We start from the raw sequence: 26,328 nt of genomic DNA, 5'->3' as shown, positions 1-26,328 counted from the left end.
TAAGGGCTAAGGGCTAAGGGCTAAGGGCTAAGGGCTAAGGGCTAAGGGCTAAGGGCTAAGGGCTAAGGGCTAAGGGCTAAGGGCTAAGATCGACTATTTCATTTCAAATAGCCATTGCTGCCGAACCAATCGAGCGCCGCACGCAGTGCGCCCAAGTGGGGGCTGGGCCGATAGCCCAGATCTCGCTGAGCCTTGGCGGAAGTAAAAAACATCCGGTTTTTCGACATCTTCAGGCCGTCCACCGTGACGAACGGCTCTTTGCCCGTGATTTGCGCGACGGCCTCGGCGGCCCTAGCCAGCGGAAACAGCGGCCACAACGGCAGTTTCACTCTCGGTGCGCGCCGGCCGCTGAGCTCGGCGATTTCCGCAAGCATCTGTTGCAGGGTTACGTTGTCGCCGCCAAGAATATAACGCTCGCCGATCCGACCGTGGTGAAGCGCCAACAGGTGACCGTCGGCCACCTCGTCGACCCCGACCAAGTTCAACCCGGTATCGACGAACGCGGGCATTTTTCCGGTCGCGGCCTCGATAATGATGCGCCCTGTTGGCGTCGGGCGTACGTCATGGGCGCCGATCGGTGTCGAAGGATTGACGATGACCGCAGGCAGACTCGATTGCGCAATCATTTCTTCGACCAGACGTTCAGCGAGTACTTTGCTGCGCTTGTAGGCGCCGATCGCTTCAGACGCGTTCAGCGGCATGGTTTCGTCGGCGGCGCTTGCGACCGTGGTTGCACTATTCACTCGCAAGGTCGCGACACTGCTGGTGTACACCACGCGTTCGACCCCCTGAGCCAGGGCCGCTTGCATGACGGCGCGGGTACCATCGAGGTTGTTGCGGACAATTTCGGCGGGGTCTCGCGCCCACAACCGGTAATCGGCCGCCACATGAAATAAATAACGGGCGCCTGCCAGCGCGCGTTCGATCGAAGCCTGGTCTAGCATATCGCCTTCGAACACCTGCGCGTCCAGCCCGACTAAATTTTGACGTGGACTGCTCGAACGCACCAGCACGCGTACCTTATAACCCTGCTGCGCCGCGGCGCGCGCTACCGCAGAGCCGACGAAACCGGACGCGCCGGTAACCAGAACTGTATCGAGTGCGGACATTGGGTACAATTACCTTGTTTTGTCAGTATTACTTGAATTTTGCGCTAATAAGCGCAAGGTGGCCCGATTTACTGCGCGCGTTGCTGTTGCGTCGCTGGCCGCAAGAATAACCCGTTGCGCTCGGGTTCGCGACAGCCGCGCTCGTCGCCGCTTGCCGCTGCCTTCTTTGTGCAAGAACCCTGTGTAAGACCCGTGCGCAATACTCGCGTGCAAAGCCCGGCTGTGATCGAAGGCTATGCGCGTGAGCCACCGGTTGTTGTTTACAATACGGAGTGTGGCGAATTTGTCGGCCCCCCGCTTTTGGCCACCCGCTCACCGAGCACATATTGACCCAGGGCGTTACAATTCAGGGTTTGTACCTTATTGCATTCAGGCGCATAGGGGTACGCACTCGTTCCGGTGCGTACCATGCCTGTATTTGATCGCCCCAAAGTTTGATCGTCTTAACGTTTCAAACACGTTCACAGCGATGTCCCGAATCGGGCGTCCGAAGCCGGAGTTCTGCCAATGCGAGTCATCCTCGCCCAACCGCGTGGGTTTTGTGCTGGTGTCGTGCGCGCGATCGAGATCGTCGAACGATCCCTTGAGCGCCACGGCGCTCCAGTGTATGTCCGCCACGAGATTGTCCATAACAAAACGGTGGTCGATAGCCTGAAGGCCAAAGGCGCACTTTTTGTCGAAGAGTTGGACGAAGTCCCTGCGCAAGCGGTAACGATTTTCAGCGCTCACGGCGTCGGCCAGACGGTCGAAGCCGATGCGCAGGCACGCGGGCTGCGCGTATTGAACGCGACTTGCCCGTTGGTGACCAAGGTTCACGTGCAAGGGCGCCAGTACGCCGCGGGCGGCCGTGTCGTCATTTTGATCGGTCATGCCGGACACCCGGAAGTCGAAGGCACGATGGGCCAGATCGAAGGCCGCGTGCTGCTGGTGCAAAACGAAAGTGAAGCGGCTACGCTGGATCTGCCCGAGGACACGCCGGTGGCCTACGTCACCCAGACCACTTTGAGCGTGGACGACACGCGCGGGGTGATCGCGGCGCTGCACCGCCGCTTCAAGGATATTGTCGGCCCGGACACGCGAGACATCTGCTATGCCACGCAGAACCGTCAGAGCGCGGTGCGTGAGCTGTGCAAACAGGTCGACGTGCTACTGGTGGTTGGCGCCAACAACAGTTCGAATTCGAACCGTTTGCGCGAAATCGGCGCCGAGATCGGTGTGCCTAGCTATTTGCTGGCCGATGGCGCCGAACTCGACCCTGCCTGGGTCCGTGGTGCGCAAGTGGTAGGAATTACCGCAGGAGCCTCGGCACCGGAAGCGATGGTCGAACACGTGATCGATGCGCTGCGCCGCTTGGATGAAGTCGAAGTTTCGACGATGGAAGGACGTGAAGAAAACGTCGAATTCCGTCTGCCCCCCGAATTGTCGGAAGAATTACCAGCGACGCACACCGCGCGCTAGACGTCGATACGCTAAGTCCGGCTCGAAACCTGTTTGCTGGGCAAGTGATACGCTGAGCACAGATTTCCGTTTTGTAATACTGTGATCGTAGTGCAGCGCGGTTACTAGACGCAGTTAGTACGCGCAGTTGGTAGGATTAGTCAGGTGCGGTAAGCCGGCGCGGTAATAAGGTTGAGCGCCGGAGTTGCAAGAAACAAGAGCGGGTGGGATGTGCGCGGGCGGCGCGTACACAACCCGCGGCCAAAAAAACTTTTGACCAGGAAGTACTCGAATACGTCTGACTGCCGCTAAGGGAGTTTGAGCCAGGAGCATGCTGTCGGCAGCATGAATCGCTGAGTTTGCCAGTGGCAAGACAGAGGTCGGTGAGTACAGTTTGTCGGTTATGTCTGCCTGGACCTGGGTATGTCATCTCTGTTGATGTGGTTGGGCAAAGCGCTGACTTTTTCGGCGGCCGCCTACGCGTTCATCGCGCTCGTCGCGCGCGCTCGTATTCATATGCTGTCCGATTCACGGGCAGTCAAGCTATTGCCGGTGACGGTACTCAAGCCCTTATGCGGCCTTGAACCACGGCTCGCAGAAAATCTCGCCAGCCTGTGCGAGCAAACCTACCCGCACTACCAACTATTGTTCGGCGTACGCGATCCGCACGATCCGGCCGTTCGAGTGGTGGAACGTCTACAGGCGATCTACCCTCATCGGAATATCGAACTGATCGTCGATTCGCGCGTGCACGGCAGCAATTTCAAGGTCAGCAATCTGATCAACATGGCGGAGCATGCCCGCCATCCTTGGATCGTGTTGGCAGATAGCGACATCGAAGTGCAGCCGGATTACCTGGAAAAAGTGGCGGCGCCATTGGCCGACGTCTCGGTCGGCATCGTCACCTGCCTATACCACGGCCGGCCTCTCAATACCTTTTGGGCCCGCATGGGCGCCTTGTTCATCGATACCTGGTTCGTGCCTTCCGTACGGGTGGTGAGTGCGTTTGGCAGCACAAGCTTCGGCTTTGGTTCGACGATTGCATTGCGGGCCGATGCCCTGGTGGCCATCGGCGGCTTCGAAGCCGTGCGCAATCGGTTGGCCGACGATTTCTGGCTGGGCGAACTTACGCGCGCGCAGGGCCTGAAGACTGTGCTGTCCGAAGTCTGGGTAACCACGGACGTGACCGAAGTGGATTTCGCCGCGATGTGGTCGCGCGAGCGTCGCTGGATGTCGACAATACGCGCGCTTAATCCGTTCGGTTACGCTTTTACCTTCGTCACCTTCACATTCCCGTTAGTCGCGGTCGGCCTGTTGCTGGCGCCCAGCGAGATAAATCTAGGCGCCGCGCTAGTCGGCATCGTGGCGCGACTGGCCATGCATAGCCGTGTACCGGCATCGGGAAGGCCAGCTCCGGGCAATGCCCAGTACGCTCCTTTGCGTGACGTATTACTGTTATTGACGTGGATGACTGCGTTCCTCGACACAACCGTGAAATGGCGTGAGCGTACCGTCCAGGTGCAAGATGATCCTGCAGGGCCGATGTCGTAGACGGTCGCAACAAGGTCGTGACGATCGCGTAGTGATTCTTGACTGGATCGGTCCATTAGTAGGGCCGCAATGCGCGCTAGCGGCTAGTGCGACAATTTGAATTGATGTTGAAATTACCACTGTGTGGACTGCGATGAAAACTCTTTTCCTACAAGCTCCCTCTTTTGACGGCTTCGATGGCGGTGCGGGCTCGCGTTACCAAGCCAAGCGCGAAATCAAGTCGTTCTGGTATCCGACCTGGCTCGCGCAACCCGCGGCCTTGATACCGGATAGCCGTGTGCTCGACGCGCCAGCGGACGAATTGACTGTTGACCAAACCCTGCAGATCGCGGAAAACTACGAATTGGTGATCCTGCATACCAGCACGCCGTCGTTCCCGACCGATGCCAAGTTTGTCGAATTGCTCAAAGCACGTAAGCCGAACATCGTGATCGGCATGGTCGGTGCCAAAGTTGCCGTAGATGCGCAAGGCTCACTGATGGCCAGCACTGCAATCGACTTCGTCGCGCGCGAAGAATTCGATTACACCTGTAAGGAAATTGCCGAAGGGCGGCCTTTTGCCGACGTGACCGGCATCAGCTACCGGCAAGCGGGCGGCACCATCCAGCACAACGCCCCACGCGAGATGATCGAGGACATGGATGGCTTGCCGTTCGTCGCGCCCGTTTATAAGCGCGACTTGAACATCAAGAATTACTTCATCGGTTACCTGAACTACCCGTATGTGTCGATTTATACCGGCCGCGGGTGCCGCTCGAGATGCACGTTCTGCTTGTGGCCGCAAACCGTGGGCGGCCACCGCTATCGCACCCGCAGCCCCGAGAGCGTCATCGAAGAGGTCAAATGGATCAAGGAGAACATGCCTGAGGTCAAGGAGATCATGTTCGACGACGATACGTTTACCGATTTCAAGCCGCGGGTCGAGGAAATCGCGCGCGGGCTCGGTAAGCTGGGCGTGACTTGGTCGTGCAACGCCAAGGCCAATGTGCCTTACTCGACGTTGAAGATCATGAAGGAAAATGGCCTGCGCCTGCTGTTGGTCGGCTATGAGTCAGGCGACGACCAGATCTTGCTGAACATCAAGAAAGGCTTGCGCACCGATATCGCTCGCCGTTTTTCGGACGATTGCCGCAAGCTTGGCATCATGGTGCACGGCACCTTCATTCTCGGCTTGCCTGGCGAAACGCGCGAGACCATCGAGAAGACCATCGCCTTCGCGAAAGAAATCAATCCGCATACGATCCAGGTATCGCTCGCCGCGCCCTATCCCGGCACCACGCTGTACAACCAAGCGGTCGAGAACAACTGGATCGCGCCTAACAAGGTGATCAATCTGGTCAACGACAAGGGCGTGCAGTTGGCGACCATCAGCTATCCGCATTTGTCGAAAGAGGAGATTTATCACGGCGTGGAAAAATTCTACCGGCGCTTCTATTTCCGCCCAAGTAAGATCTGGGAGATCGTGCGCGAGATGCTGGGCAGTTGGAGCATGATGAAGCGGCGTCTGCGTGAAGGCGTAGAATTCTTCCGTTTCCTGCACGCTCACGAAGCATAAGTTTCTGGCTGTTGCATGGGGCGCCGCCGCGAACAAGCGAAAAAATAGTCGAAGCCAGTCGCGGCGCCAAGTACAGCTAAGGATGGATCGATCGTGACTCAGCAGACGCCCCGCCTGATCATCACCGCCGATGACTTTGGTTTGCATGCCAGCGTGAATCTCGCGGTGGAGCGCGCGCATCGGGAAGGCGTGCTCAGCGCGACCAGTTTGATGGTGGCGGCGCCCGCCGCGGCCGACGCAGTCGAGCGCGCCCGCGCGTTGCCCACTTTGCGCGTGGGCCTGCATCTGGTATTGGCAGACGGCCAGGCCATGTTGCCGCCGCGAGACATCCCGGATCTTGTCGACGCCGACGGGCGTTTCGGCAGCAATATGGCAAGCGACGGCATACGGTTTTTCTTTCTGCCTCGGGTGCGCCGCCAATTGAAGGCGGAAATCCATGCGCAATTCTCGGCCTTCGCGGCAACCGGCTTGCCGCTCGATCATGTGAATACCCACAAGCATTTTCATCTGCACCCCACCGTCCTGGGCATGATCCTCGAAATCGGCAAGCCGTTCGGATTGCGCGCGATGCGCTTGCCGAGCGAAACGGGCGCGCCAGCCCTGCTGAAACCTTGGTTGGCATTGCTCAAGCGTCGGCTCGCGGCGGCCGGTATCGCGCATAACGATTACATGGTCGGGATCGAGCACTCCGGTCGATTCGACGAAGCGACGCTGCTCAAAACCTTGGCCACACTGCCCGCCGGCATAGGCGAAATCTACCTGCATCCGGCGCTGATCTCGGGCGCGGAAATTGCAGCGTCGATGCCGGCCTATCGACATGCCGACGAATTTGCCGCGTTGATTTCGCCGCGTGTGCGTGCCGAAATCGATCGCCTCGGCGTCACTTTGGGCGGGTTTTCGGATCTGGCAACGGCGTGAAAAAGTTATCGTACCTGGCCGGTTTTGTGGGCGTCCTGCTACTGATCGGTTTGATCGTCCATCAGGGGCTACCGGAGTTGCTGCAAGCGCTCGCACGAGCGGGCTGGCCCTTGCTGCTGTTGCTGCCGGCTCATCTGGTGCCATTGGCGCTCGACGCGCAAGGCTGGAGAGTGCTGCTCGCGCCGATCGACCCACTGCGGCGCGCCACGTTACCGTTTTTGCTGTGGATCGCTTGCGTGCGTGAGGCGGTCGGGCGTCTGCTGCCAGTGATGGGAGTCGGCGGCGAGGTGGTGGGAATCCGGCTGGCCCTGCTACGGCTGGACGACACGGCGGCGGTGAGCGCAAGTGTCATCGTCGAAGTCCTGATCACCCTGGTCACTCAATATCTGTTTTGCGGGCTCGGCATCGTCATGCTGGCCGCCAGCGCACCCGGCCTCGGCCAAGTCTGGACGCTGACTGCCGCCCTGCTGCTATCCCTGCCGATTCCGATCGCCGTCTATGTGTTATTGCACCATGGCTCGGTATTCGAGCGACTCGAGAGCCTTGCGAAAAAATTGTTCGGCGCCGATAACCGGTTCGCGATGCAGTTGGACGGCGCGCGGCTCGATGCGCAAGTGCACCGGCTTTTCGCCCAGCCCCTGCGTTTGCTGCACGCGCTGGCTTGGCAATTCTCGGGCTACCTGATTGGCTCGTTCGAAACCTGGTTCGCTTTGTTGCTGCTCGGTCACCCGGTGAGCCCAGGAACCGCTTTGGCCATCGAGGCGCTGACGCAGGCCGTGCGCCATGCGAGTTTCATCGTCCCAGGGGGGCTCGGTGTGCAGGAAGCCAGCGTGATCTTATTTGCTTACTTGGCGGGAATCGATAGCGAAGTGGCGTTGTCGCTCGCCCTGGTCAAACGCATGCGAGAAATTCTATTCGGCGTGCCGGCACTGCTGTCGTGGCAGTGGCTGGAGGCACGCCGACACATCGTGCCGACCTGATGCCAACTTAATGCGAGACCGGTTCGTTATGCGCCGCGAGGAATTTAATCAATCCATCGATTCCCCCCTTGGCGATCTGGTCCGAGAACTGCTGCCGGTAAACCTGGATTAGCCATGCACCCATCATGTTGATGTCGTACACCTTCCAGCCACCCGCAGTTTTAGTAACCCGATACTCGATATTCATGACGTCGCCGGCATTGACGACTTGAGTTTTAACCACCGCATCGGTCGCACTGGCCGGCGGCGGCGGGCTCGGGAGAAACTTGAACTGCACGCTCTGATCTCGGATCTGGTTGAGTTCTGCCGCATAGGTCCGGACCATCAACACCTGAAATTGCTTGAATAGTTCATCTTGCTGGGCAGGTGTCGCCTGATCCCAGGCGCTACCAGCAGCGAGCCGTGCGGTGCGCCGAAAATCGGCTTCCGGCACGAATTTTTGTTGGACGATGGCCGCGATCTTATCCAGATCGCCGGCCCGACTGCCGGGATCGGCATGAATTGCCGACATGGTGGTTTCGATCGCGTTTTTGACGACGGCATCGGGCGTACCCGTCTCGGCGGCTGATTGTGCATGCGCACTGCACGCAATTACGAGCGCAGCAAGGGGCGCCCAAATGTAACGATTCATAGGATAAATTCCCTTGGGACCGGTGTAAGTAAATCAGGTTTGTCATGGCCTTCTAACGTTAGCCCTGAACTCGTCTTGGATACCAGCGATCAGGCAGTCCGACCAACCCGTTCGCTGAGTATAACGGATGGCTCGCGCAGCGCGGCGTCGGCAACACCCTGTAACAGACTTTAACGGGGCGCGGAAAGCGACCCTGTATACTCCCCACCGGACCAACTTTGATAATAAGAACGCCGAACCCATGTTGATTTCGCTGATATCGAGAACCGTTGACGCTTCGATCCGCCATGCGTGGCGCGTGATCGGTGCGTCTATCGTGTTGATCATTGCCAGCGCAGTGTACGTTTCCGGGCACTTTGCTATTAACACCGATATCGGGCGGCTGATCGACAGCCACGCGGCATGGGCCCAGCGCGACGCCGCGCTTTCGGCGGCTTTCCCGCAGCGCAGTGACCTGACCCTCGTGGTCGTGCAAGCTCCCGCGCCAGAATTTGCCACAGCCGCCGCGCGCGAGCTCGCGGCGGATCTGCTCCGGCAGCCCAAATTGTTCCGTTCGGTGGATTCCGGCGCGGACAGCGATTTCTTTGCCCACAACGGGCTCCTCTTCCCACCCGTCTCGCAAGTTGCCAGCCTCACCAATCAACTGACCCAAGCGCGCCCATTGTTGAATGGGCTCGCTCACGACCCTTCATTGCGCGGCCTCGCCAATCTGCTTTCGGTCTCGCTATTGGCGCCGCTGCAAACCGGGCAACTGCACTTGGCGGACATGGGTCCCTTGCTCGACCACAGTTCGGACGCGATCGAATCGGTGTTGGCGGACCGACCCGCCGGAATGTCGTGGCGAGCGCTGGTCGACCCGGACACGGGCGTCAGCGTTGCGGACAAACCCGGCAGCAGCAGAACCGGACGCAGTTTTATCCAGGTGCGCCCGGTCCTCGACTACAGCGAACTCGAGCCGGGCTCCAAAGCGTCCGATGCGATCCGCGCCAGTGCCCAACGTTTGCATCTGTACGAGCGGTATGGCGCAACCGTCAGGCTAACCGGCCCAACACCCTTATCGGATGAGGAATTTTCGTCGGTCCAGCAAGGCGCGGCCGTGAACGGCATCGTGACTCTGCTGATCGTCGTCATGATCCTATGGTTCGCCTTGCGCTCGAAGAGACTCGTGTTTGCGGTTTTCGTCACGCTTATCGGCGGCTTGATCGTGACCGCTGCGCTTGGGCTTTTGCTGGTTGGCGCGCTCAACATGATTTCGGTTGCCTTCGCCGTGCTGTTCGTCGGCATCGGCGTCGATTTCGGCATCCAATTTGGGGTGCGCTTTCGTGAGGAACAACATAGCGACGACGATATACGCAATGCGCTCGTGGCTGCCGCACGCTCGATCGCGTTGCCGTTGACGCTTGCCGCGGCCGCTACCGCAGCAAGTTTCCTCGCCTTCCTTCCCACGGAATACCGAGGTGTTTCGGAGCTGGGACAGATCGCAGGCGTCGGCATTTTATGCGTGGCCTTTCCCTCCTGCCTGACGCTGCTACCCGCATTGATCAGCGTGTTGCGACCCGCCCCCACTGGCATGATGCCGGGCTTCGCGTGGCTGGCGCCAGTAGACCGGTTGTTCGAGGCGCGCCGTATCCCGCTGCTGGTCGGATCGATACTGATCATCTGCGCGGGGCTTCCGCTACTGTGGCATTTGCATTTCGACTTCAATCCCCTGCATTTGAAAAATCCGGATACCGAGTCGATGCAGACCTTGACCTCGCTTAGAGACTCGCCCGAGGCCGGGGTCAACAATGTCAGCGTACTCGCGCCTTCGCTGGACGCGGCGCAGCGCATCGCCAAGCGCCTGGAACAGGTGCCGCAGGTGGGTCAAGTCATGACGCTGGCGAGTTTTATTCCTACCCAACAGCCAGAGAAAATGCAGTTGATCAGCGCGGCGGCCACCGGTTTGCTGCCGATTTTGCAACAGACGACCGCCGCCCCGGCCAGCGATATCGAGCGCGTCGCCGCCTTGCGCAACGCCGCATTGAATTTGCGCAACGCCGCGCTCGACCACGAAGGGCCAGGCGCCGCCCAAGCCCGTCGCCTGGGACTCGATTTGAACGAGCTGGCGAAAGCCGACGCCGCAACCCGCGACCGGGCCGAATGGGCGCTCGCCGGTACGCTCAAGCTGGCGCTCAAAGCCTTGAGCGATTTGCTGATGCCGCAAACGGTGACCGAAGCCAGCCTGCCCGCAGCCCTCGTGCGAAACTGGGTGGCACCCGACGGTCAAGCGGTGGTAGACGTTGCGCCCAGAGCGATAGCGAATGTCGACCCCGGTGACGATGTGCTGCTGCGTAATTTTTCGCAGGCCGTTCAGCGTGCCGAGCCGGGTGCGATCGGCGGACCGATTTCGATTCTCGAATCAGCGCGTACCATCATCCGGGCATTCATCGAAGCCGCCATCCTGGCCATAGTCGCCATCACGATCCTGCTATGGATCGCACTGCGACGCTTTGGCGACGTGTTGCGCACGATTATTCCCTTGCTGGTTTCGGCTGCCGTGACACTCGAACTGTGCGTTATTCTCGGCATCTCCCTGAACTTCGCCAATATCATCGCGTTGCCCTTGCTGTTGGGCGTGGGCGTGGCATTCAAGATCTATTACGTGATGGCCTGGCGTAGCGGCCGAACCGCGATGTTGCAATCTGGTTTGACGCAGGCCGTGGTCTTGAGCGCCGCGACCACCGGTACCGCTTTCGGCAGCCTCTGGTTATCGCACCACCCCGGCACCTCCAGCATGGGGGAACTGTTGGCGCTTTCGCTCGTCTGCACGCTGATCGGCGCCGTGCTCTTCCAGCCTATTTTGATGGGCAAGCCGCGTGCAGTGCCTGAGTAGGGTCGCCAATAAGGTGAGCTAGGCGGCAGATTGTCGTAAGCGGGCGCATGAGGCTGCTTGTTGCTGCATGACGCTACACGATGCGCAGCAACAAAACGATAGCCCCGATATAATCGTAAGGTTTTTGTCGGACCCGTTCGCTATGCCAATTCAATCGCATCGCGATGCCCGCATGGATCCCTTCGTGCATTCGCTCGAATTAACGACTAATCTGCTCTTGTCTACCGACGAGGCACTGTAGAGCCTTTATGAACCTATCCCCACAAACTCGCGCCCTGAAAGGTGTGCTGGCCCTCGGTATCTCGATGGGATTGACGTTCGCGGTTAGCGGCTGCGCAACAGGCCCTGGCAGCAATCCGCGCGATCCGTTCGAGAAGGTCAACCGTGCCACCTACAAGGTCAACGACACGATAGACACTGTGATCGCCACCCCCATCGCGAAAGGGTACAACTTCATCGTGCCGCAGTTTGTCCGCACGATGGTCAACAACTTCTTCTCCAACATTGGCGACGCCACGGTGATGGCCAACGACATACTCCAGGGTCGTGGGACAGACGCCGCAGAAGACCTGATGCGCATGGCGATGAACTCGGTATTCGGTATCGGCGGCCTGTTCGACTTCGCGACCGAGGCCGGCCTGCCGCGCCATGACCAGGACTTCGGACTTACGCTGGGCCATTACGGTGTTCCCATGGGCCCCTACATCGTCATCCCCCTATTCGGGCCGAGCGACGTACGCGACGGTATCGGGCTGGCAGCCGCTTTGGAGGTCGACCCGATCGGCTACACCCGACCGGCTGTGCGCAACGCATTTTTTATAGCGAATTTTGTCAGCACACGGGCGAAATACCTTGGCGCGACCGATCTGTTGTCGGCCGCGGCGCTGGATAAATATTCATTTACCCGTGATGCTTATCTGGGCCATCGCCAATACCTGCTCGATGGCGGCACGTCGTCGGAGCCGTTGCCGGACTATGGCGTCGACCCGGCCACTGGCGCGAGTGCACCGGCAGCTACACCGGTACTGGCGCCTGTGCCTGGTGCAGCGCCAGGCGTCGTATCGCCGGCCGTGCCCGCTGTTGGGGCGTCGGCCGCCGCGGCTAAAAGTCAGTAACGCCGCGGCTAAAGGTCAGTGAAGATTAGTACTGAGCAGGAAGCGCAAACCTTAAGCCCAGCTCGGCGCGAATTCGCTTCAGGCTGGCGCGTGCTGCACCCGCGTCGCGAGCCAGCTTAAGCAGCGCCGGCAATTCACCGGGGTGCGCTGCCAAAGCGCGCAAGATGGGCAGGATCGCGGTACTGCCGTCGGCTTGCAAGCCGACGGTCGCGCTGGAAGGCAAGCTGCGTTGCGCCGGATCGACCACCACCCGGCACACGGCGAAGGGCACGCCATGGCGCTGTGCAACCTGTGCGGCCCAGTGCGACTCCATATCGACCGCCAGCGCAGTACTTCCCTTCCATAATTCCTGTTTAGCGGCAACACTCGTTATCGGCACGCCGACACCGGCGATCGTGCCCAAATGAGCATGCGGTAGCCGCGCATGAAGCGCGTTCAGCCACTTCGCGTCGGTGGCCCAGCGTTGCTGCGGGTTGCCGATGACCATGTCGGCCAGCACGCAATCGCCGGGTACCAGCGTCGGCGCCAAACCACCAGCGGTTCCAAAACTGATGATGCCAGCGCATCCGCGCGCCGCGATTTGCTCAAGCCGTTCGGCCAGTGCCGCCGACCCCACGCCGCAAACCGCGATCACGCCGTCACCCGCCGCAATTCGCGCTTCGAAATCAAGCCCGCTAAGTGCGAGTAACGGTAGCACTGCGGGTAGCACTGCGGGTAGCACTGCGGGTAACATCGCGGTCGTCGGCTGCATCACATACCGAAGCCGACATGGCCGCCCTGCAGGGTGAGGTTGCGGTAGCGGGCCAGCGCCCAGAGCGGGAAGAATTTCGCGTACCCGTGGTATCGCAGGTAGAACACGCGTGGAAAACCTGTCGCGGTGAACGAGGGCTCATCCCACAGCCCATCGCTACCTTGGTGGTCGATCAGGTAGTGAATACCACGGCTCACGGCCGGATGATCCACGACGCCGGCCGCCATCAAGCCCAGCAGCGCCCAAGCCGTTTGAGAAGCAGTGCTAATCGCGGGTTCATAACCACGATAGTCGAGCTTGTAACTCGTGCCGTCCTCGCCCCAGCCGCCGTCGGCATTTTGAATCGCAAGCAGCCAATCGGTGGCCCGCTTCATGGCTGGCGCGTCGGGCTTCAACCCGGCCATGTTGAGCGAACACAATACAGTCCACGTGCCGTAGATGTAATTCATACCCCAGCGCCCGTACCAACTGCCATCCGCCTCCTGCTCAGCGAGCAGGTACGCGAGCGCGCGGCCGGCCGGCGTGTCGGCCCGGGTGTCGGCCTCACCCCGTCGCGCCAGTTGTTCGCGTTGCGCCGGGTCGATCTGGGCCAGCATCGACAAGCACCGCGCCGAGACGTCCGAGGTCGGTGGGTCCAGCAAGGCACCGTGATCGGAAAACGGAATATTGTTCAGGTAGAGCTGCGTATTCTCGGGTTCGAACGCGCCCCAGCCGCCGTCGCTGCTTTGCATCCCCACGACCCATTCGGTCGCACGCGCCAGCGCTTGCTCAAAGCGATTCTCCCCTTCAACGCCCGCGACACGGTGCATCGCCATGACCACTACGGCGGTGTCGTCGACATCGGGGTAATGCGGGTTGGCATATTGGAATGCCCAACCGCCCGGGCGGACATGCGAGCGGCGCGAAATCCAGTCACCCCGGGTGTCGAGAATCTGCAGGGGACGCAACCATTCCAGCGCCCGCTGGACTGCCGTCAAAGCGCTGGGATCGCCGGTTTCGAGCAATGCGTGGCACATCAGCGACGTATCCCAGACCGGCGAAACGCAGGGCTGGCAATAGGCCTCATCAGGCTTGACGACCAACAGCTTGTCGATAGCATGTCGAGCGGTCGCGACCGCCGGTTCGCTGCGCGCGACGCCCAGCACGTCGAACATTTCTACCGCATTGACCATTGCCGGGAAGATCGCGCCCAGGCCGTCCTCACCGTTGAGACGCTCGCGCACGAACGCTTTGGCGCGATCGATCGCGCGCTGGCGCATGCGCTTGGGGAAATGGGGTTCCGCAACTCTAAGGACCGCATCCACACCACGGAAAAAAGTGAACCAGAAGCGGCTTTGATGCGGCGCTTTGGGAGCAAGCCGGGTCTGTGAGGCCGGAACGACGAAGAGCTCGTCGATCTTGACGCCTTTCGGATTGCGGGCAACCGGCTTAAGCGCGCTGAGCACGAGCAGCGGAACGATCACCGTGCGAGCCCAATAAGACACTTTGGATAAGTGAAATGGGAACCAACTGGGCAATAGCATGATTTCGACCGGCATCACAGGTACCGCGCGCCACGGCAGTATGCCGAACAACGCCAAAAGAATGCGAGTGAAAACGTTGCTGTGTGCGGCGCCGCCATGAGCACGAATGGTCGCTTGCGCGCGCACCATATGTTCGGCATCTGGGGAGTCGCCAATCATCTTCAGTGCGAAATAGGCTTTGACGCTGGCGCTCATATCGAAGGCACCATCGTGAAACAGCGGCCAGCCTCCATCGGCACTCTGAATGCGCCGCAAATACGCGCCGATTTTGGCCTCGAGTACCGGATCCGGCGCTTCACCCAGATAGTGAACCATCAGGATGTATTCCGCCGGAATGGTCGCATCGGCTTCGAGTTCGTAGACCCAATGCCCATCGTCTCTTTGATCGGCCAGCAGGGTATCCAATGCCAGCGTGACGGCGCGCTGCAGCCGCTCATCGCGTGATGCATCGCCCAGATGCTGGGAGTTGGCGGGGGAAAATTTCATAGACTTGGACTTCGTCGCGAGCAGTGTCGCGAATTAAATGAATGCGTACCGCAACATGATTAGCACGAGCTTGGTTTTGGGGAGCTTCACCGTATGCCGAGGTGCGGTCCAGCCCCGTTCGATCAGTAAATCGAGGATGCCGCCGTAGGCCGCGGCCATGATACGAGGGGCTCGCACGGTGCGGCGCGATGCTTTGCGCATGATGGCATCCGCCTGCGCAAAATGTGTCTTGGCCTGCGCCACCAGCGGCGCGCAAACTGCCGGAATGAACGGGTGCGTGGCGATGGCTGCGGGCGGTACGTCAATGCGTACGCCAGCGTCGAGCAACGCTTCGCGGGGAAGGTAGACACGCCCGAGCCCTGCGTCTTCGTCGATGTCTCGCAAAATGTTGGTCAGTTGCAAAGCGCGCCCGAGATGATGAGCCAGCGCAATGCCTTCTTCGCGGCCCATGCCGAAAACCTTGACGGAAAGCCGGCCCACGGCGCTGGCCACGCGGTCGCAATATAAGTCGAGCGTGGCAACATCGGGGGCGCAAATCGTGGTCTCGACGTCCATCATCATGCCGTCGATAACCGCCTGGAAATCGTCGCGTTCCAGCCCGAACGCGACGATTTGCCGGTTCAGACTGCTCAGTTGCGGCGGCACATGGCCGGCATAACACGCATCGATATCCTGTTGCCATTGACGCAAGCCGATCAACCGCTCGGCCGCGCTCGCGTCGCCATCGGCAATATCGTCGACGGCACGACAGAACGAATAAATTTCGAACATCGCCTGGCGCTGCGCGACCGGCAGGATGCGCATTGCCGTGTAAAACGAGCTGCCGGATGCCGGCGGCGCGGATTCAGCCGGCTTATCAGAAGAAAGTGAATCGGAAACCGTCACAGGGCCTCTCGTAAATGCAGGTTGGCTGTTTCAAAATTAGGATGGTGCGGGCCGCTGCGCGCCGCTTGGCTTACCGCACGGCTGACGCAACGCACAAGAGTATACCAAGTCGATAGCGGGAGCGTGCCCGGAGCAATAGCCCGGGCACGCTCCCGCTATCGAAGCGGCCGATGCCGCCCGCTTATTTGGAGCCGCTCGCGGCGATAGGACGAGCGGTGGAGGCGGCCACGGCCGACGCGACCTGGCTGACATTGGCAATATCGGTACGGCCACCGTCCCGGAAAAAGGCTTCCTCGGTCTGCTTGTTGAGCACGACAATACTGATGCGACGGTTGCCTGGCGCAGAAGGATCGGTCGGGTCCAGCGGTAACGCGTCGGACAAGCCTCGCACCTGCAGCACTTTTTGCGCGGTCATACCGCCGTTGATCAACTCGCGACGTGCGGCGTTCGCCCGTTCGGACGACAGCTCCCAATTGGAATAGCCGTTGGCGCCGCCGGTGTAGGCGAGCGAATCGGTATGGCCGGCGATGGAGACATGGTTTTCCACGTCATTCAATACCACGCCAAGCTGATCCAGGATGTCTTTGGTGTAGGATTCCAGCGTCGAACTGCCACTGTCGAACATCGGCCGGTTTTGCGCATCGATAATCTGAATTCGCAAGCCTTCGCTCGTCATATCGAGTTTGATCTGGTTTTTAAACGGACTTAACTTGGGATTCAGGTTGATCAGCGATTCGATCTTCGATTTCAGCTCGGTGAGGCGTTTCACATCCTCGTCCAGTTGCTTGACGCGGTTGGCCTGCTGCGTCGACTTGTCTTGCGAAGACTTGGGGCTGACATTGGCTGCCGCCGGGACCGTTTTCAACAAAGACATCGCCCCGCCGTCCAGCACACTGTTCGCCGTTCCCGAGCGCGAGCCACCGGTAATGGCAACGCTCAAGGGCGTGTTGAAGTATTCGGCAATGCCGTTAAGATCGCCTTTGGAAGTGGATCCCAACAACCACATCAGCAGGAAAAACGCCATCATCGCGGTGACAAAGTCGGCGTAGGCAATTTTCCAGGCGCCGCCGTGATGATCGTCGTGAGCAGCGCCTTTCTTGCGTTTGATGATAACGACAGCGGCTTCCGTGGTGTTTTCGTTCATATCGTGTGGCTAAGCAAGCGCTGGGCGTTACCAAAATTTGCCCCATTCGCCCGCATCGAGGCGTGCGGGGATTGGGCTCGTTGGGCGAGTTCTACGGGTCAGGACCGTTTGGTTGCCTTGACCGCTTCTTCCAGTTCGATAAAGCTCGGACGATCCGCCGAAAATAGGACTTTCCGCCCGAACTCGACCGCGATCGTCGGGGGGTGCCCGTTCATCGACGCCAGCAATACGGCCTTGACACATTCGAACGGTTTAGCCATTTCCTCGGCTTTGGCGGCAAGCAGCGTAGCCAATGGGCCGACGAAACCGTAGGCCAGCAAAATCCCGAGGAACGTTCCGACCAAGGCCCCCGCGATCATTTCGCCCAGAATCGCCGGCGGCGCGCCGACCGATCCCATTGTGTGGACCACCCCCATCACAGCCGCGACAATACCGAATGCCGGCAATGCTTCAGAAACGCTACGAATAGCTTTCATCGGAATCGCCAATTCCTTATGGTGCGTTTCCAATTCGGAATCCATCAAATCGGACAATTCGTTGGCGTTCAGATTGCCGCCGATCATCATGCGCATATAGTCCACGATGAACTCGAGCAAATGATGGTCGCTTTTAACGCCTTTATATTTATCGAAAAACGGACTGCTTTCGGGGTTGTCGATATCGCCCTCTAGTGCCATCCAGCCGTCTTTGCGGGCTTTCTGCAGCAATTCGAACATAAGCCCGATCAAATCCAGGTACTTGGCCTTGCTGTAGCCGCCGCCTTTAAAACAGAGCGGCAAAGCCTTTTTCGTGGCTTTCAGCGTTTTTGGCGGGCTCGCGACGACGAATGAGCCAATCGCCGCCCCGAAAATACATAGAAGCTCGTAGGGCTGCAGTAACGCTGCAACGTGTCCACCGCCCGCGACATAACTACCCAGGACGGCGCCCATCAGGACGACCCAACCGATAATGACAAGCATGCGTTACGAAATCCTATGGAGAAAGCCTAAGCCAATTGGATGTATTTCGAGCACCGTCGAGATTTTGTTCGGCTAAAAACAACGATCGGAGCCTTACTTTTGCCGACGGTGTCGGCGCCCAGCACGCATTAAATCAGGCATCCGCAAGCTTGGATAGTTGAAATCAAAAAGTTGTGAGTGAATTTATTGCCTGGGCGCTACTTCCGTAGCATTTTCTCGGCGATGGTCGGAATGCCACAATTGCACGATATGCATCGAGATGAGGCTCGCGCCGCTGGAAGGCCCGCAGGCCCGTCGTCGCGCGCGCCGGCCGGGACTCGAACGCACATGGCGTTGGCTAACACGGTTCGATGACCCGAGTGTCGGCTCTATGCAACGGTGCCGATACGCTCCGGCATCCGTTGCCTGGCAAGGGGCGGCCGCCGAAACCTGGGGTGCGGTACGAAGCGGCGCAACGGCTCGGCGACAGTCGATTGCGGCGGCTTTTTTTGTTGTGAGATCATTCACGCCCAGACGGGTAGCGCTCTTTTCCAAGATTTCGCATTCGCCGCATTTGCGTTCCGCAACGCAAAACAACCCGGCCTCGCCGGTCGACATATTCCAGGCAAATGGGAATGAATCATCGTGTTAGCGCTAAATATCGCAAGAATCGGGGCCCGCTTAGCGTAATTTCGGGATGATTCAGGCTACAATCAAGCGTTAATAACGTGGCTTTAAAAGTCCAGTGATCCAGCAACCACTTTGGATTATTCTGGCGGTTAATTAAGTGGGATAAACCTGGGGTTACGTTACCCGCGCGCTGCCCGAACGGTAGCCGTGGTTTGAAAGAGAAGCGCGTACCCGTCCGGGCGACTCCGGCTTGCAGTAGCGACCTAATCACAAGATTCTTATGGCCCTCCCGGTACTTGTAGTTGACGATTCCGCGCTAGCGCGGAAGATTTTGATCAAATCACTACCGCCCGGCTGGGATGTTGACATTACGCAGGCGTCCAACGGCAAGGATGCGCTGGCCCACTATCGCGCGGGCCGTGCTTCCGTGATGTTTCTGGATTTGACGATGCCAGACCTCAACGGCTATCAAGTTCTGGAGGAACTCCAGCACGAGGGTCTCGATACATTTGTCATCGTGGTTTCCGCCGATGCCCAGACGGGGGCCCTGGAACGAGTGAAAAAGCTGGGTGCCATCGCATTTATTCAAAAACCGGTGACCCCGGAAAAGCTGCTGCCCGTGCTTAAGGAGTATGGACTTGATGTCTGAGCACCTGCTAACCGAGGATCAGCGCGACGCGCTCCAGGAAATCGCCAATGTCGGGATGGGCATGGCCGGCGCGCGATTGGCGGCTTTACTCGGCGAATTCATCCAACTGTCCATTCCGAGCATTACCCCGGTCGCAGTGCAGGACCTGCCGGACATGTTAGGCCGACTGGTTGGCAATCAGGACTTCGTTACCGTCGTGCGCCAGGCATTCACCTGCGACGTGCGTGGAGAAGCGTTGGTATTGCTCGATGACGAGTCGATTCCCGAGTTGTGGGAATTGATGGGCTATGACGAAATGTCCGGCGAGCTCGATGCCGCCGCCGAACACGAAATACTGATCGATTTGTCGAACCTGATTACGGGTGCATGCCTATCGTGCATGTTCGAACAGTTGGGCCGCTCGCTGACCTTTTCGCCGCCGACGCTGATGGGCCGGCGTACTAGCCTGTCCAGCCTGTTGCGCCCCGAGACCATGGCGTGGGACGTCAGCTTGCTGGTTGAAGTCAAATTCTCGATCGAGAACCATACTTTTTGCGCTCACCTCGTGATGTTTACCGTTGAGGATTCGCTCAGGACACTGAAGTTGGCGCTGGATGATTTGCTGGAGTGCACGTGACGGGTCGGTCGTCCAATGGCATGTCCGATCTGATTGTCGACCACATGGGTTTGGGTGCGTTCGTCGTCGATCGGGATCTGAACTTGACGTTGTGGAATCGCTTCATGCAGAACCGCAGCGGCCGCAAACCCGATGCCGTACTCGGCCAGAACCTGTTCGACTGCTTTCCGGAGTTGCCGCGCAACTGGCTTAGCAAGAAGTTCGAAAGCGTATTTCTGCTGAAAAACTCGGCCTTCACCTCCTGGCAGCACCGCCCCTATCTATTCCGCTTCTTGCATGACCGCCCGATCACGGGCGGCATCGATTTCATGCGTCAGGATTGCACCTTTTTGCCACTGGTCGTGGACGGTGAGGTGGTGGCTGTTTGCGTCATGCTGTTCGATGTGACGCAGGTCGCAATGATCAGTTATGAGCGGGAGGCAGCGCTGTCGGCCTTGAGCGAAAGCTCTCGTCGCGATGGCCTGACCGCTGTATTCAACCGACATTATCTGGAAGTCTGCCTGAGCGAGGCGTTCACCGCCTGGGAGCGTACCAACGATGACTTCTGCTTGTTGATGATAGACCTCGATCACTTCAAGCAGATCAATGATGAATTCGGCCACTTGGTCGGAGATGCCGTGCTCAGAATCGCCGCGGCCCGTATCGGAGAATTGCTGCCTGAAGGTAGTGTGTTCGGACGTTATGGTGGCGAGGAGTTTGCGGTCGTTTTGCCGTCCACCTATCTGGCAGACGCGTTTGCGATAGCCGAACAAATTTGTTCCGCCGTCACGCACGAGCCGGTCCAGTGCGGCGACTCCCTGGTCAACGTCAGTGTGAGCATTGGGGTCGCCCAAACGACCGACAGCATCAAGCAATATGAAATGCTGATCAAGCAAGCCGACGCCGCTTTGTATCTTGCCAAAAGTCGCGGGCGTAACCGGGCTGTTTGCAGCCCGCTCGGTTGAGCCACGATCAATCTCATTGGCTATTGCGCAAAGCGTGTCTGGCTAGTGTAGTGTGGCTTATCAATTAACGGGAAACAGGAAGCGTCAATGTTCGAAGAGATCGCCATTTATCTCATCACTATCATCTCTTCACTGCTAGGTGCCGCGTTGCTGTTGCGTGCATGGGCGCAAGCCGTACGATTGGCGCCGAACAATCCGTTTTCCCGCGCCGTCTATCAGGCGACCAATTGGCTCGTGTTGCCGTTGCGCAGGGTGTTGCCAGGGTTTGCGGGTATCGATTGGGCCTGTATCGTCGGCGCCTGGTTGACCGCCGTCGTGGCGCTCGCGCTGGCGGTCCTGATCCGCGGTTATAGTCCGCTCCTGCTGTTGCCGATGGGACTGATCGTCGCCTTGCTGACGGTGGTCAAGTGGGGGCTCAACCTGATGCTGTGGTTGACCGTGTTGATGGGGATTTTGTCGTGGGTGAATCCGCGGACCGAAGCGATGTGGGCTTTGCAGCAATTGACCGCGCCGCTTTTGAACCCGATACGTCGTCGCCTGCCTGCCACGGGCGGTATCGATTTCTCGTTGCTGGTTCTTATCATCCTGATCCAGGTGGCCCTGATGGTCTTGGCGCGCGCGATTTTCGCCTTATATGGTTTCCAATCGGCGCTCTAAAGCGCAGTCTAACGGCGGGTTCGAAAGCCACGTCCTGGATGCGCAGGCAGAAGCAGACTTTTGAAGCCGGGTTCTGAATCAGGCTTCGGTCGTGGCGTTCACGTTCACTAACCCGAGTTCGCTCAGAAGGACTGCGGCTTGCCGCCCCGGGTCCTGCTCATTGGGCTGGAAGTGAAACGGCAGCGCCTGCGCCAATCGACTGAAATGACTGCCACTGCTGCGCGCGTAGGCCGGATCGTAATGCCGCTCGATCAGCTCGCGAAACAGCTCGGCGTGCGCACGATGATCGATCAATTCGGTCCAGCACCGCAGCACTTCCTTGCCGTGCAAACTTGTCAGCATCGACAGTTGTTGTTTGAGCTGCTCCGGGTCGTCGAATAAATTGCGATAGTCGTGCAACAGAAAGCTAACGCGATCTTCCAGGCTAGCCGTGACCCGTACGCAATCCGACGCATGCATCCGCTCGACCAGCGCAAGCGGAAGCGTGATTTTGCCGATGCGCTTGCTTTCGGCTTCCACAAAGACCGGTTGACTCATATCGAAGGTATCTAGCGCTCGTACCAGCGCACTGTCGAAGGACTTTTGGCTTGGTTGTGCCGCGTTGGGCATCGCCCCCAGCAAAGAGCCTCGGTGGCACGCCAGCGCCTCCAGGTCGAGCACCTGCGCTCCCTGTGTGGCCAATGCGGCCAGTAGCCGTGTCTTGCCCGTACCCGTGTGACCCGCCAACACGATGTAGCGAAAATCGCGTGGCCGGCTATCCAGCCTTTCCAATATCCAGCGTCGATACGATTTATACCCCCCCTCGAGCTGTTTCGCCCGCCAGCCGATCAGGTTGAACCATGTCGTCATCGACGCGGACCGCTTGCCGCCGCGCCAGCAATAGATCATCGGCCTCCAGCTCGCCGGGCGATCCGCAAATAGCGTGTCGAGGTGATCGGCAATGTTACGCGCCACCATCGCGGCCCCGAGTCGGGTTGCCTCATGAGCCAGCCCCTGACGAAACATCGTGCCGATAATCACGCGCTGTTCATTGGACAGGACCGGTGCGTTGATGGCCCCGGGGATATGGTCCTCAGCAAATTCCAGCGGAGTACGCACGTCGATAATTTCATCGAAATCGTCGCGATGGTCGAAAGCAATATGCTGATTCTTCACGAAAGTGCCGAACGGAGGATAATCACGGCCTGGAGGTTCCTGGTTCTTGCCAGGTGCGCAAGCACACAGGCACGTGGGGACGAATGCTGGAGAGGATTAGATGCGACTCACCGAATTATCCCATGGCGGCGGCTGCGGCTGCAAAATTGCCCCCGCCCTGCTGTCCGAAATGCTGGCAAAGATGCCGGCTGCGACACCGTTCAAACATCTTATGGTCGGGACGGAGACGTCGGACGACGCGGCCGTGTACTGGCTTAACGATGAGCAGGCATTGATCGCGACAACCGATTTCTTCATGCCTATTGTGGACGACCCCTTCGATTTCGGCCGGATCGCGGCGACCAATGCCATTTCCGATGTGTACGCGATGGGCGGCAAACCCATTATGGCGCTGGCTATCGTCGGCATGCCGATCAACGTGTTGCCGGTCGAGACGATCCAACAAATTCTCGCGGGCGGTGCCAGCGTTTGTAGTGCTGCCGGCATCCCGGTAGCCGGAGGCCATTCGATCGATTCCCCGGAGCCGATTTATGGTCTGGTTGTCATGGGGTTGGTGCATCCGTCCCGGGTGCGGCGCAACAACGGCGCAAAGGCGGGCGACGTGCTGATACTCGGCAAACCATTGGGAATCGGCGTGCTCGGTACGGCCCTGAAAAAAGGGCTGCTCAATGACGAGGGCTATCGGGAACTGATCTCGACGACCACTCAACTCAATTCGGTCGGCGTTGACTTAGCCGAGATCGAGGGCGTCCACGCGCTGACAGATGTGACCGGATTTGGGCTGCTGGGGCATCTGCTGGAAGTGTGTCGCGGAGCTGGCTTGACCGCACGCATCGATGCATCCCGCTTACCCCTGCTTCCCGCGGCGATCGGTTTTGCGCAACAGGGCATCGGCCCGGGCGCGATCGAGCGTAACTTGGCGAGTTTCGGAACCGACGTCCGTTTTTCGGCGTCGGTCCAAAGCTGGCAAAAGAGCCTGATGGCGGACGCGCAAACGAGCGGCGGCCTACTGGTTTCAGTTGCGCCGCAGGACGTCGATCGAGTGCTGGGTTGTTTCCATACTGCGGGCTTTGCGGCTGCAAGTGTCATTGGGCACATGACTGCGGGCGCTGCCGAGATTCACGTCGAAGTGGCTTAAGGTGGCCGCCTAAGGGGCCGCCTGGGAGGCCGCCTTAAGGTAGGCCGCCTAAAATCGCCGCTGAGGTGCCCACTAAGGCGCCCGGCGCGCGATCAGATCGATCTCCACCAACGCTAGCCTCGCCAGGCCCGTGACACCGACGCAGGTGCGCGCGGGCAACCGGTCTACCGGAAAATACTGGCGGTACGTTTCGTTGAAGATTGCATAGTCTCGCTCGAACTCAGTGAGAAATGCGCGCACCGACACAATGTCGGACCACGCGTATCCGACCCCTTCCAGGACCAGCTTAAGGTTGCTCATCACCTTGTGCGTTTGTGCGACAACCCCTTCAGGCAGGGGCGCACTGTCGTCGTCGGGTTCCGTCGGCATCTGTCCCGTGACAAAGAGCCACCCGCCCGCTTCCACTGCATGTGAAAAGGGCGCGACCGGCGTGGGCGCTGCGTCCACCATCAGAAAACGGGTTGCTTCATTCATGAATGCGAGCCTCTTGCGCAGGATGATGATAGTGTCGAATCGACAGCGGCCTCGGCGGTTATATCGTCGATTGCCACCATTATGTTTGGGTTGATGCGGTTTAGGCGACCTTAAGCTTAGAGCCGATCACAAATGCTGCCGCCGTGGTTCCAATGATCAGAACAAAGCTCAGCGCAATGCTGCTCAAGACCGCGACCAGCATCGCGACGACACCGGGCACGATAAAGGCGTCCAGTATGAACAATGCCGCGGCAATAACGGCCCACCGAAACGCGTATCGGACAAACTGCCTAGCCATGGCGCGTAGCATGAGGTCACGCTGATGACGTTGCCAAAACCCAAGGTCGGCAACCGTCTGAAGGTGATGAAAAGGTTCGAGGTAATTGAGCAATCGTTTCACGGGTTTCGCGCGACAGGGCTTTAAACGACATCAGTATTTACCCTAGTATAGCAAGTTAAAATAAAATTCGCCGGTGCCGAGTGCACCGTTTGGTCTGCGTCCCGGCACGTAACGAAACCATAGCCTCGCCGCAGGAGGTTCGTTAAAATCTACGCGCGGAACATGCTGCCGACCGGCAAGCAATAGTCAGCCAAGGAGCTCCAATGCGCGCGATTAGCCTCTCGAACGAACCTATGGTGATCAGCTACGCGCTACGGCAATTGATAGCGAGCGGAGAGCTAGGCGTGGTGAGTTCTGGCGACAAAGCCGCCGTGTTGCTGCCTATGGAAAAATACAATGCCCTGATGGGGGTGCTGCGTTGGCTGGAAACGCCGCCTCGCCGCACCGCGAAAGGGCGTGCACGCAAGTCGATGGGACGCCGTGATGAACCGGCGGCAGCGCCGGCACGCAGCTCACGCAAGCCGTCAGAACGGGATCAAATCAGTGATTTGTTGAGCGTACTGGAAGGATAAGTCTGCCCAGCGCCCCTTCTGCGTGACGCCGAGCCGGCACAGCGCTTTGTTCAGTCAGCAGGCTGACTATGCAACTGCACTACAGAGCCTCGGAATACAGTCTCAATGCATCCCCGAAGGTGACTTCACGCGGATTGTTGACGAGTAGCCGCTGCTGCAACATTGCATTCTCGGCAAGGCGCGTAACATCTCCCGCCTGAACGCCCACCTGAGTCAATCGTCTAGCCACTCCGACTTGATCGGACAGTTTGTCGAGAAACTCGACGAATCTGAGTGCCCGAGCTTCGTCGCTTCCCGAAACGTCCGGCATGACGATCTGTGCGAGCTCCGCGTACAAGGGAGCGGCAGCCTCCATGTTGAACCGGATGACCGGCGACAGCATAAGTGCATTCGATAAACCATGCGGCACATGGAAAATGCCACCGATCGGATAAGCCAACGCATGTACGGCGCCAACCGGAGAGTTCGCGAACGCTTGGCCCGCCAGCATTGCGCCTATCAGCATGTTATTGCGCGCGCTCAGGTCCTTGCCGTTTGAACAGGCTTGTGCCAAAGAACCCGCCAACAGGCGTAGCGCTTCTCGCGCCAACCCGTCCGAAATCGGATTTTTCTTCAGTTTTCCGGTGTACGCCTCTATGGCATGCACCATTGCGTCGATGCCGGTCGCCGCCGTTATGCTCGCCGGCAGCCCAGTCGTCAGCGTCGGGTCCAACACCGCCAAATCCGCGTAGAGCTTGCCGGACACTATCCCCAGCTTGGTCGTTTCGCCCGTAGTGACAATGGCGATCGGCGTTACCTCGGAACCGGTTCCCGCAGTAGTTGGCACTTGAATCAGTGGCAATCGGGGGCCCGTGACCTTATCGATCCCATACGCCTGAGCAAGATCCTGCGTCGAGCCGGCGAAGGCCGCAACCAGTTTGGCGACATCCATGGAAGATCCGCCACCGATGCCGATGACAATCTCCGCGCCGATGTCGCGAGCGCGATCGATCGCGCTACGCACTGTGGCTTCTGGCGGATCTGCAACAACACCGTCGAAGATGTCGACCGTGAACTGTGCTGCACCCAGCGCGTTGAGAAGCGGTTCCAAAAGTCCCAGCGCTCGCAATGGAGCATCCGTAACCAAAGCAATCCGCTTGCCACTGAAACGTGCGCTGATTAGCGCCGGCAACTGCAATGAGGCACTTTCGCCGACTACCACTTCTGGCACGGTACGAAATTCAAACATGGGGCAAGCCTAAAGGGGGTAGTTTTGGAG

At 59.1% G+C, this 26,328-nt stretch carries 24 protein-coding genes; 13 read left to right on the top strand and 11 right to left on the bottom strand.

All coding sequences use genetic code 11. The annotated features are described in order from the left end of the window. Positions 1-98: 98 nt before the first annotated feature. Entirely contained in the window at positions 99-1,109 is a 1,011-nt protein-coding gene (gene hpnA, locus GSQ77_RS23440) for a hopanoid-associated sugar epimerase (protein ID WP_158905294.1), read from the bottom strand. 507 nt (positions 1,110-1,616) lie between these two features. On the opposite strand from hpnA, the gene ispH reads away from it, so the two are divergent. From ispH to GSQ77_RS23415, 5 genes are all read left to right on the top strand, one after another. Further along, entirely contained in the window at positions 1,617-2,567 is a 951-nt protein-coding gene (gene ispH, locus GSQ77_RS23435) for a 4-hydroxy-3-methylbut-2-enyl diphosphate reductase (RefSeq protein WP_158905292.1), read from the top strand. Positions 2,568-2,969: 402 nt separating this feature from the next. After that, complete coding sequence (gene hpnI, locus GSQ77_RS23430) at positions 2,970-4,097, top strand: bacteriohopanetetrol glucosamine biosynthesis glycosyltransferase HpnI (RefSeq protein WP_158905290.1); 1,128 nt, start codon at positions 2,970-2,972, stop codon at positions 4,095-4,097. Positions 4,098-4,230: 133 nt separating this feature from the next. Next, complete coding sequence (gene hpnJ / locus GSQ77_RS23425) at positions 4,231-5,652, top strand: hopanoid biosynthesis associated radical SAM protein HpnJ (RefSeq protein ID WP_158905288.1); 1,422 nt, start codon at positions 4,231-4,233, stop codon at positions 5,650-5,652. Positions 5,653-5,742: 90 nt separating this feature from the next. Next, on the top strand, positions 5,743-6,570 hold the full coding sequence (gene hpnK / locus GSQ77_RS23420) for a hopanoid biosynthesis-associated protein HpnK (RefSeq protein WP_158906525.1): 828 nt from the start codon (positions 5,743-5,745) through the stop codon (positions 6,568-6,570). Then, a complete protein-coding gene (locus tag GSQ77_RS23415) occupies positions 6,567-7,550 on the top strand; it encodes a lysylphosphatidylglycerol synthase domain-containing protein (protein WP_158905286.1) in 984 nt (327 codons plus the stop codon). The genes hpnK and GSQ77_RS23415 overlap by 4 nt, the downstream gene beginning before the upstream one ends. A 7-nt stretch (positions 7,551-7,557) precedes the next feature. Here GSQ77_RS23415 and GSQ77_RS23410 read toward each other — a convergent pair whose 3' ends face one another. Continuing rightward, a complete protein-coding gene (locus GSQ77_RS23410) occupies positions 7,558-8,181 on the bottom strand; it encodes a phospholipid-binding protein MlaC (RefSeq protein ID WP_158905284.1) in 624 nt (207 codons plus the stop codon). 241 nt (positions 8,182-8,422) lie between these two features. Between GSQ77_RS23410 and GSQ77_RS23405 the strand changes: the two genes are divergently transcribed. After that, positions 8,423-11,053 carry an MMPL family transporter gene (locus tag GSQ77_RS23405; protein ID WP_158905282.1) on the top strand — a complete coding sequence of 877 codons (2,631 nt, stop codon included), beginning with the start codon at positions 8,423-8,425 and terminating at the stop codon, positions 11,051-11,053. 248 nt (positions 11,054-11,301) lie between these two features. Continuing rightward, the gene (locus GSQ77_RS23400; protein WP_254067749.1) at positions 11,302-12,168 is read left to right on the top strand and encodes a VacJ family lipoprotein; all 867 of its coding nucleotides are present in this window, start codon (positions 11,302-11,304) and stop codon (positions 12,166-12,168) included. Positions 12,169-12,193: 25 nt separating this feature from the next. Here GSQ77_RS23400 and GSQ77_RS23395 read toward each other — a convergent pair whose 3' ends face one another. From GSQ77_RS23395 to motA, 5 genes are all read right to left on the bottom strand, one after another. After that, positions 12,194-12,919 (bottom strand): phosphorylase, encoded by a 726-nt coding sequence (locus GSQ77_RS23395; RefSeq protein WP_254067748.1) that lies wholly within the window; start codon positions 12,917-12,919, stop codon positions 12,194-12,196. Continuing rightward, positions 12,919-14,928, bottom strand: coding sequence for a squalene--hopene cyclase (shc, locus tag GSQ77_RS23390; RefSeq protein WP_158905280.1), 2,010 nt, complete (start codon positions 14,926-14,928; stop codon positions 12,919-12,921). The genes GSQ77_RS23395 and shc overlap by 1 nt, the downstream gene beginning before the upstream one ends. Positions 14,929-14,961: 33 nt before the next feature. After that, a complete protein-coding gene (gene hpnD / locus GSQ77_RS23385; protein WP_158905278.1) occupies positions 14,962-15,813 on the bottom strand; it encodes a presqualene diphosphate synthase HpnD in 852 nt (283 codons plus the stop codon). 181 nt (positions 15,814-15,994) lie between these two features. Next, positions 15,995-16,957 carry a flagellar motor protein MotB gene (gene motB / locus GSQ77_RS23380; RefSeq protein ID WP_158905276.1) on the bottom strand — a complete coding sequence of 321 codons (963 nt, stop codon included), beginning with the start codon at positions 16,955-16,957 and terminating at the stop codon, positions 15,995-15,997. A gap of 98 nt (positions 16,958-17,055) precedes the next feature. After that, complete coding sequence (gene motA / locus GSQ77_RS23375; protein WP_158905274.1) at positions 17,056-17,916, bottom strand: flagellar motor stator protein MotA; 861 nt, start codon at positions 17,914-17,916, stop codon at positions 17,056-17,058. 889 nt (positions 17,917-18,805) lie between these two features. On the opposite strand from motA, the gene GSQ77_RS23370 reads away from it, so the two are divergent. The 4 genes from GSQ77_RS23370 (at position 18,806) to GSQ77_RS23355 (ending at position 21,391) form a co-directional block, all read left to right on the top strand. After that, positions 18,806-19,174, top strand: a complete 369-nt coding sequence (locus GSQ77_RS23370; protein ID WP_158905272.1) for a response regulator — start codon at positions 18,806-18,808, stop codon at positions 19,172-19,174. After that, positions 19,167-19,790, top strand: a complete 624-nt coding sequence (locus tag GSQ77_RS23365) for a chemotaxis protein (RefSeq protein WP_158905270.1) — start codon at positions 19,167-19,169, stop codon at positions 19,788-19,790. The genes GSQ77_RS23370 and GSQ77_RS23365 overlap by 8 nt, the downstream gene beginning before the upstream one ends. A 20-nt stretch (positions 19,791-19,810) precedes the next feature. Next, a complete protein-coding gene (locus GSQ77_RS23360; RefSeq protein ID WP_158906519.1) occupies positions 19,811-20,734 on the top strand; it encodes a diguanylate cyclase in 924 nt (307 codons plus the stop codon). Between the two features lie 87 nt (positions 20,735-20,821). Then, positions 20,822-21,391: a YggT family protein gene (locus GSQ77_RS23355; RefSeq protein WP_158905268.1), complete on the top strand. Its 570-nt coding sequence runs from the start codon at positions 20,822-20,824 to the stop codon at positions 21,389-21,391. Positions 21,392-21,469: 78 nt separating this feature from the next. On the opposite strand, the gene mnmH is transcribed toward GSQ77_RS23355, so the two are convergent. Then, positions 21,470-22,546 carry a tRNA 2-selenouridine(34) synthase MnmH gene (gene mnmH, locus GSQ77_RS23350; RefSeq protein WP_158905266.1) on the bottom strand — a complete coding sequence of 359 codons (1,077 nt, stop codon included), beginning with the start codon at positions 22,544-22,546 and terminating at the stop codon, positions 21,470-21,472. Positions 22,547-22,646: 100 nt separating this feature from the next. On the opposite strand from mnmH, the gene selD reads away from it, so the two are divergent. Beyond that, a complete protein-coding gene (gene selD, locus GSQ77_RS23345; RefSeq protein ID WP_158905264.1) occupies positions 22,647-23,684 on the top strand; it encodes a selenide, water dikinase SelD in 1,038 nt (345 codons plus the stop codon). Positions 23,685-23,756: 72 nt separating this feature from the next. Here the strand turns inward: selD and GSQ77_RS23340 are convergent, their stop codons facing one another. Then, complete coding sequence (locus tag GSQ77_RS23340) at positions 23,757-24,158, bottom strand: RidA family protein (protein ID WP_158905262.1); 402 nt, start codon at positions 24,156-24,158, stop codon at positions 23,757-23,759. 100 nt (positions 24,159-24,258) lie between these two features. Beyond that, positions 24,259-24,558, bottom strand: coding sequence for a hypothetical protein (locus tag GSQ77_RS23335; protein WP_158905260.1), 300 nt, complete (start codon positions 24,556-24,558; stop codon positions 24,259-24,261). A 203-nt stretch (positions 24,559-24,761) separates the two neighbouring features. Between GSQ77_RS23335 and GSQ77_RS23330 the strand changes: the two genes are divergently transcribed. Continuing rightward, positions 24,762-25,070 (top strand): hypothetical protein, encoded by a 309-nt coding sequence (locus tag GSQ77_RS23330; protein ID WP_158905258.1) that lies wholly within the window; start codon positions 24,762-24,764, stop codon positions 25,068-25,070. A 79-nt stretch (positions 25,071-25,149) separates the two neighbouring features. On the opposite strand, the gene GSQ77_RS23325 is transcribed toward GSQ77_RS23330, so the two are convergent. Next, entirely contained in the window at positions 25,150-26,298 is a 1,149-nt protein-coding gene (locus tag GSQ77_RS23325) for an iron-containing alcohol dehydrogenase (protein WP_158905256.1), read from the bottom strand. Positions 26,299-26,328 lie beyond the last annotated feature (30 nt).

The organism is Burkholderia sp. L27(2015) (genome assembly GCF_009765705.1).
In the GTDB taxonomy this organism is placed as follows: Bacteria; Pseudomonadota; Gammaproteobacteria; order Burkholderiales; family Burkholderiaceae; genus LMUX01.
Note: the sequence above shows the minus strand (reverse complement) of the source record. Positions and strands in the feature narration are given on the sequence as shown.

What these genes read in the sequence shown, in the direction of transcription:
- hpnA (WP_158905294.1), bottom strand. Translation starts at nt 1,109, where the DNA reads ATGTCCGCACTCGATACAGTTCTGGTTACCGGCGCGTCCGGTTTCGTC.
- ispH (WP_158905292.1), top strand. Translation starts at nt 1,617, where the DNA reads ATGCGAGTCATCCTCGCCCAACCGCGTGGGTTTTGTGCTGGTGTCGTG.
- hpnI (WP_158905290.1), top strand. Translation starts at nt 2,970, where the DNA reads ATGTCATCTCTGTTGATGTGGTTGGGCAAAGCGCTGACTTTTTCGGCG.
- hpnJ (WP_158905288.1), top strand. Translation starts at nt 4,231, where the DNA reads ATGAAAACTCTTTTCCTACAAGCTCCCTCTTTTGACGGCTTCGATGGC.
- GSQ77_RS23410 (WP_158905284.1), bottom strand. Translation starts at nt 8,181, where the DNA reads ATGAATCGTTACATTTGGGCGCCCCTTGCTGCGCTCGTAATTGCGTGC.
- GSQ77_RS23405 (WP_158905282.1), top strand. Translation starts at nt 8,423, where the DNA reads ATGTTGATTTCGCTGATATCGAGAACCGTTGACGCTTCGATCCGCCAT.
- GSQ77_RS23400 (WP_254067749.1), top strand. Translation starts at nt 11,302, where the DNA reads ATGAACCTATCCCCACAAACTCGCGCCCTGAAAGGTGTGCTGGCCCTC.
- GSQ77_RS23395 (WP_254067748.1), bottom strand. Translation starts at nt 12,919, where the DNA reads ATGCAGCCGACGACCGCGATGTTACCCGCAGTGCTACCCGCAGTGCTA.
- shc (WP_158905280.1), bottom strand. Translation starts at nt 14,928, where the DNA reads ATGAAATTTTCCCCCGCCAACTCCCAGCATCTGGGCGATGCATCACGC.
- motB (WP_158905276.1), bottom strand. Translation starts at nt 16,957, where the DNA reads ATGAACGAAAACACCACGGAAGCCGCTGTCGTTATCATCAAACGCAAG.
- motA (WP_158905274.1), bottom strand. Translation starts at nt 17,916, where the DNA reads ATGCTTGTCATTATCGGTTGGGTCGTCCTGATGGGCGCCGTCCTGGGT.
- GSQ77_RS23370 (WP_158905272.1), top strand. Translation starts at nt 18,806, where the DNA reads ATGGCCCTCCCGGTACTTGTAGTTGACGATTCCGCGCTAGCGCGGAAG.
- GSQ77_RS23365 (WP_158905270.1), top strand. Translation starts at nt 19,167, where the DNA reads ATGTCTGAGCACCTGCTAACCGAGGATCAGCGCGACGCGCTCCAGGAA.
- GSQ77_RS23360 (WP_158906519.1), top strand. Translation starts at nt 19,811, where the DNA reads ATGTCCGATCTGATTGTCGACCACATGGGTTTGGGTGCGTTCGTCGTC.
- GSQ77_RS23355 (WP_158905268.1), top strand. Translation starts at nt 20,822, where the DNA reads ATGTTCGAAGAGATCGCCATTTATCTCATCACTATCATCTCTTCACTG.
- selD (WP_158905264.1), top strand. Translation starts at nt 22,647, where the DNA reads ATGCGACTCACCGAATTATCCCATGGCGGCGGCTGCGGCTGCAAAATT.
- GSQ77_RS23340 (WP_158905262.1), bottom strand. Translation starts at nt 24,158, where the DNA reads ATGAATGAAGCAACCCGTTTTCTGATGGTGGACGCAGCGCCCACGCCG.
- GSQ77_RS23330 (WP_158905258.1), top strand. Translation starts at nt 24,762, where the DNA reads ATGCGCGCGATTAGCCTCTCGAACGAACCTATGGTGATCAGCTACGCG.
- GSQ77_RS23325 (WP_158905256.1), bottom strand. Translation starts at nt 26,298, where the DNA reads ATGTTTGAATTTCGTACCGTGCCAGAAGTGGTAGTCGGCGAAAGTGCC.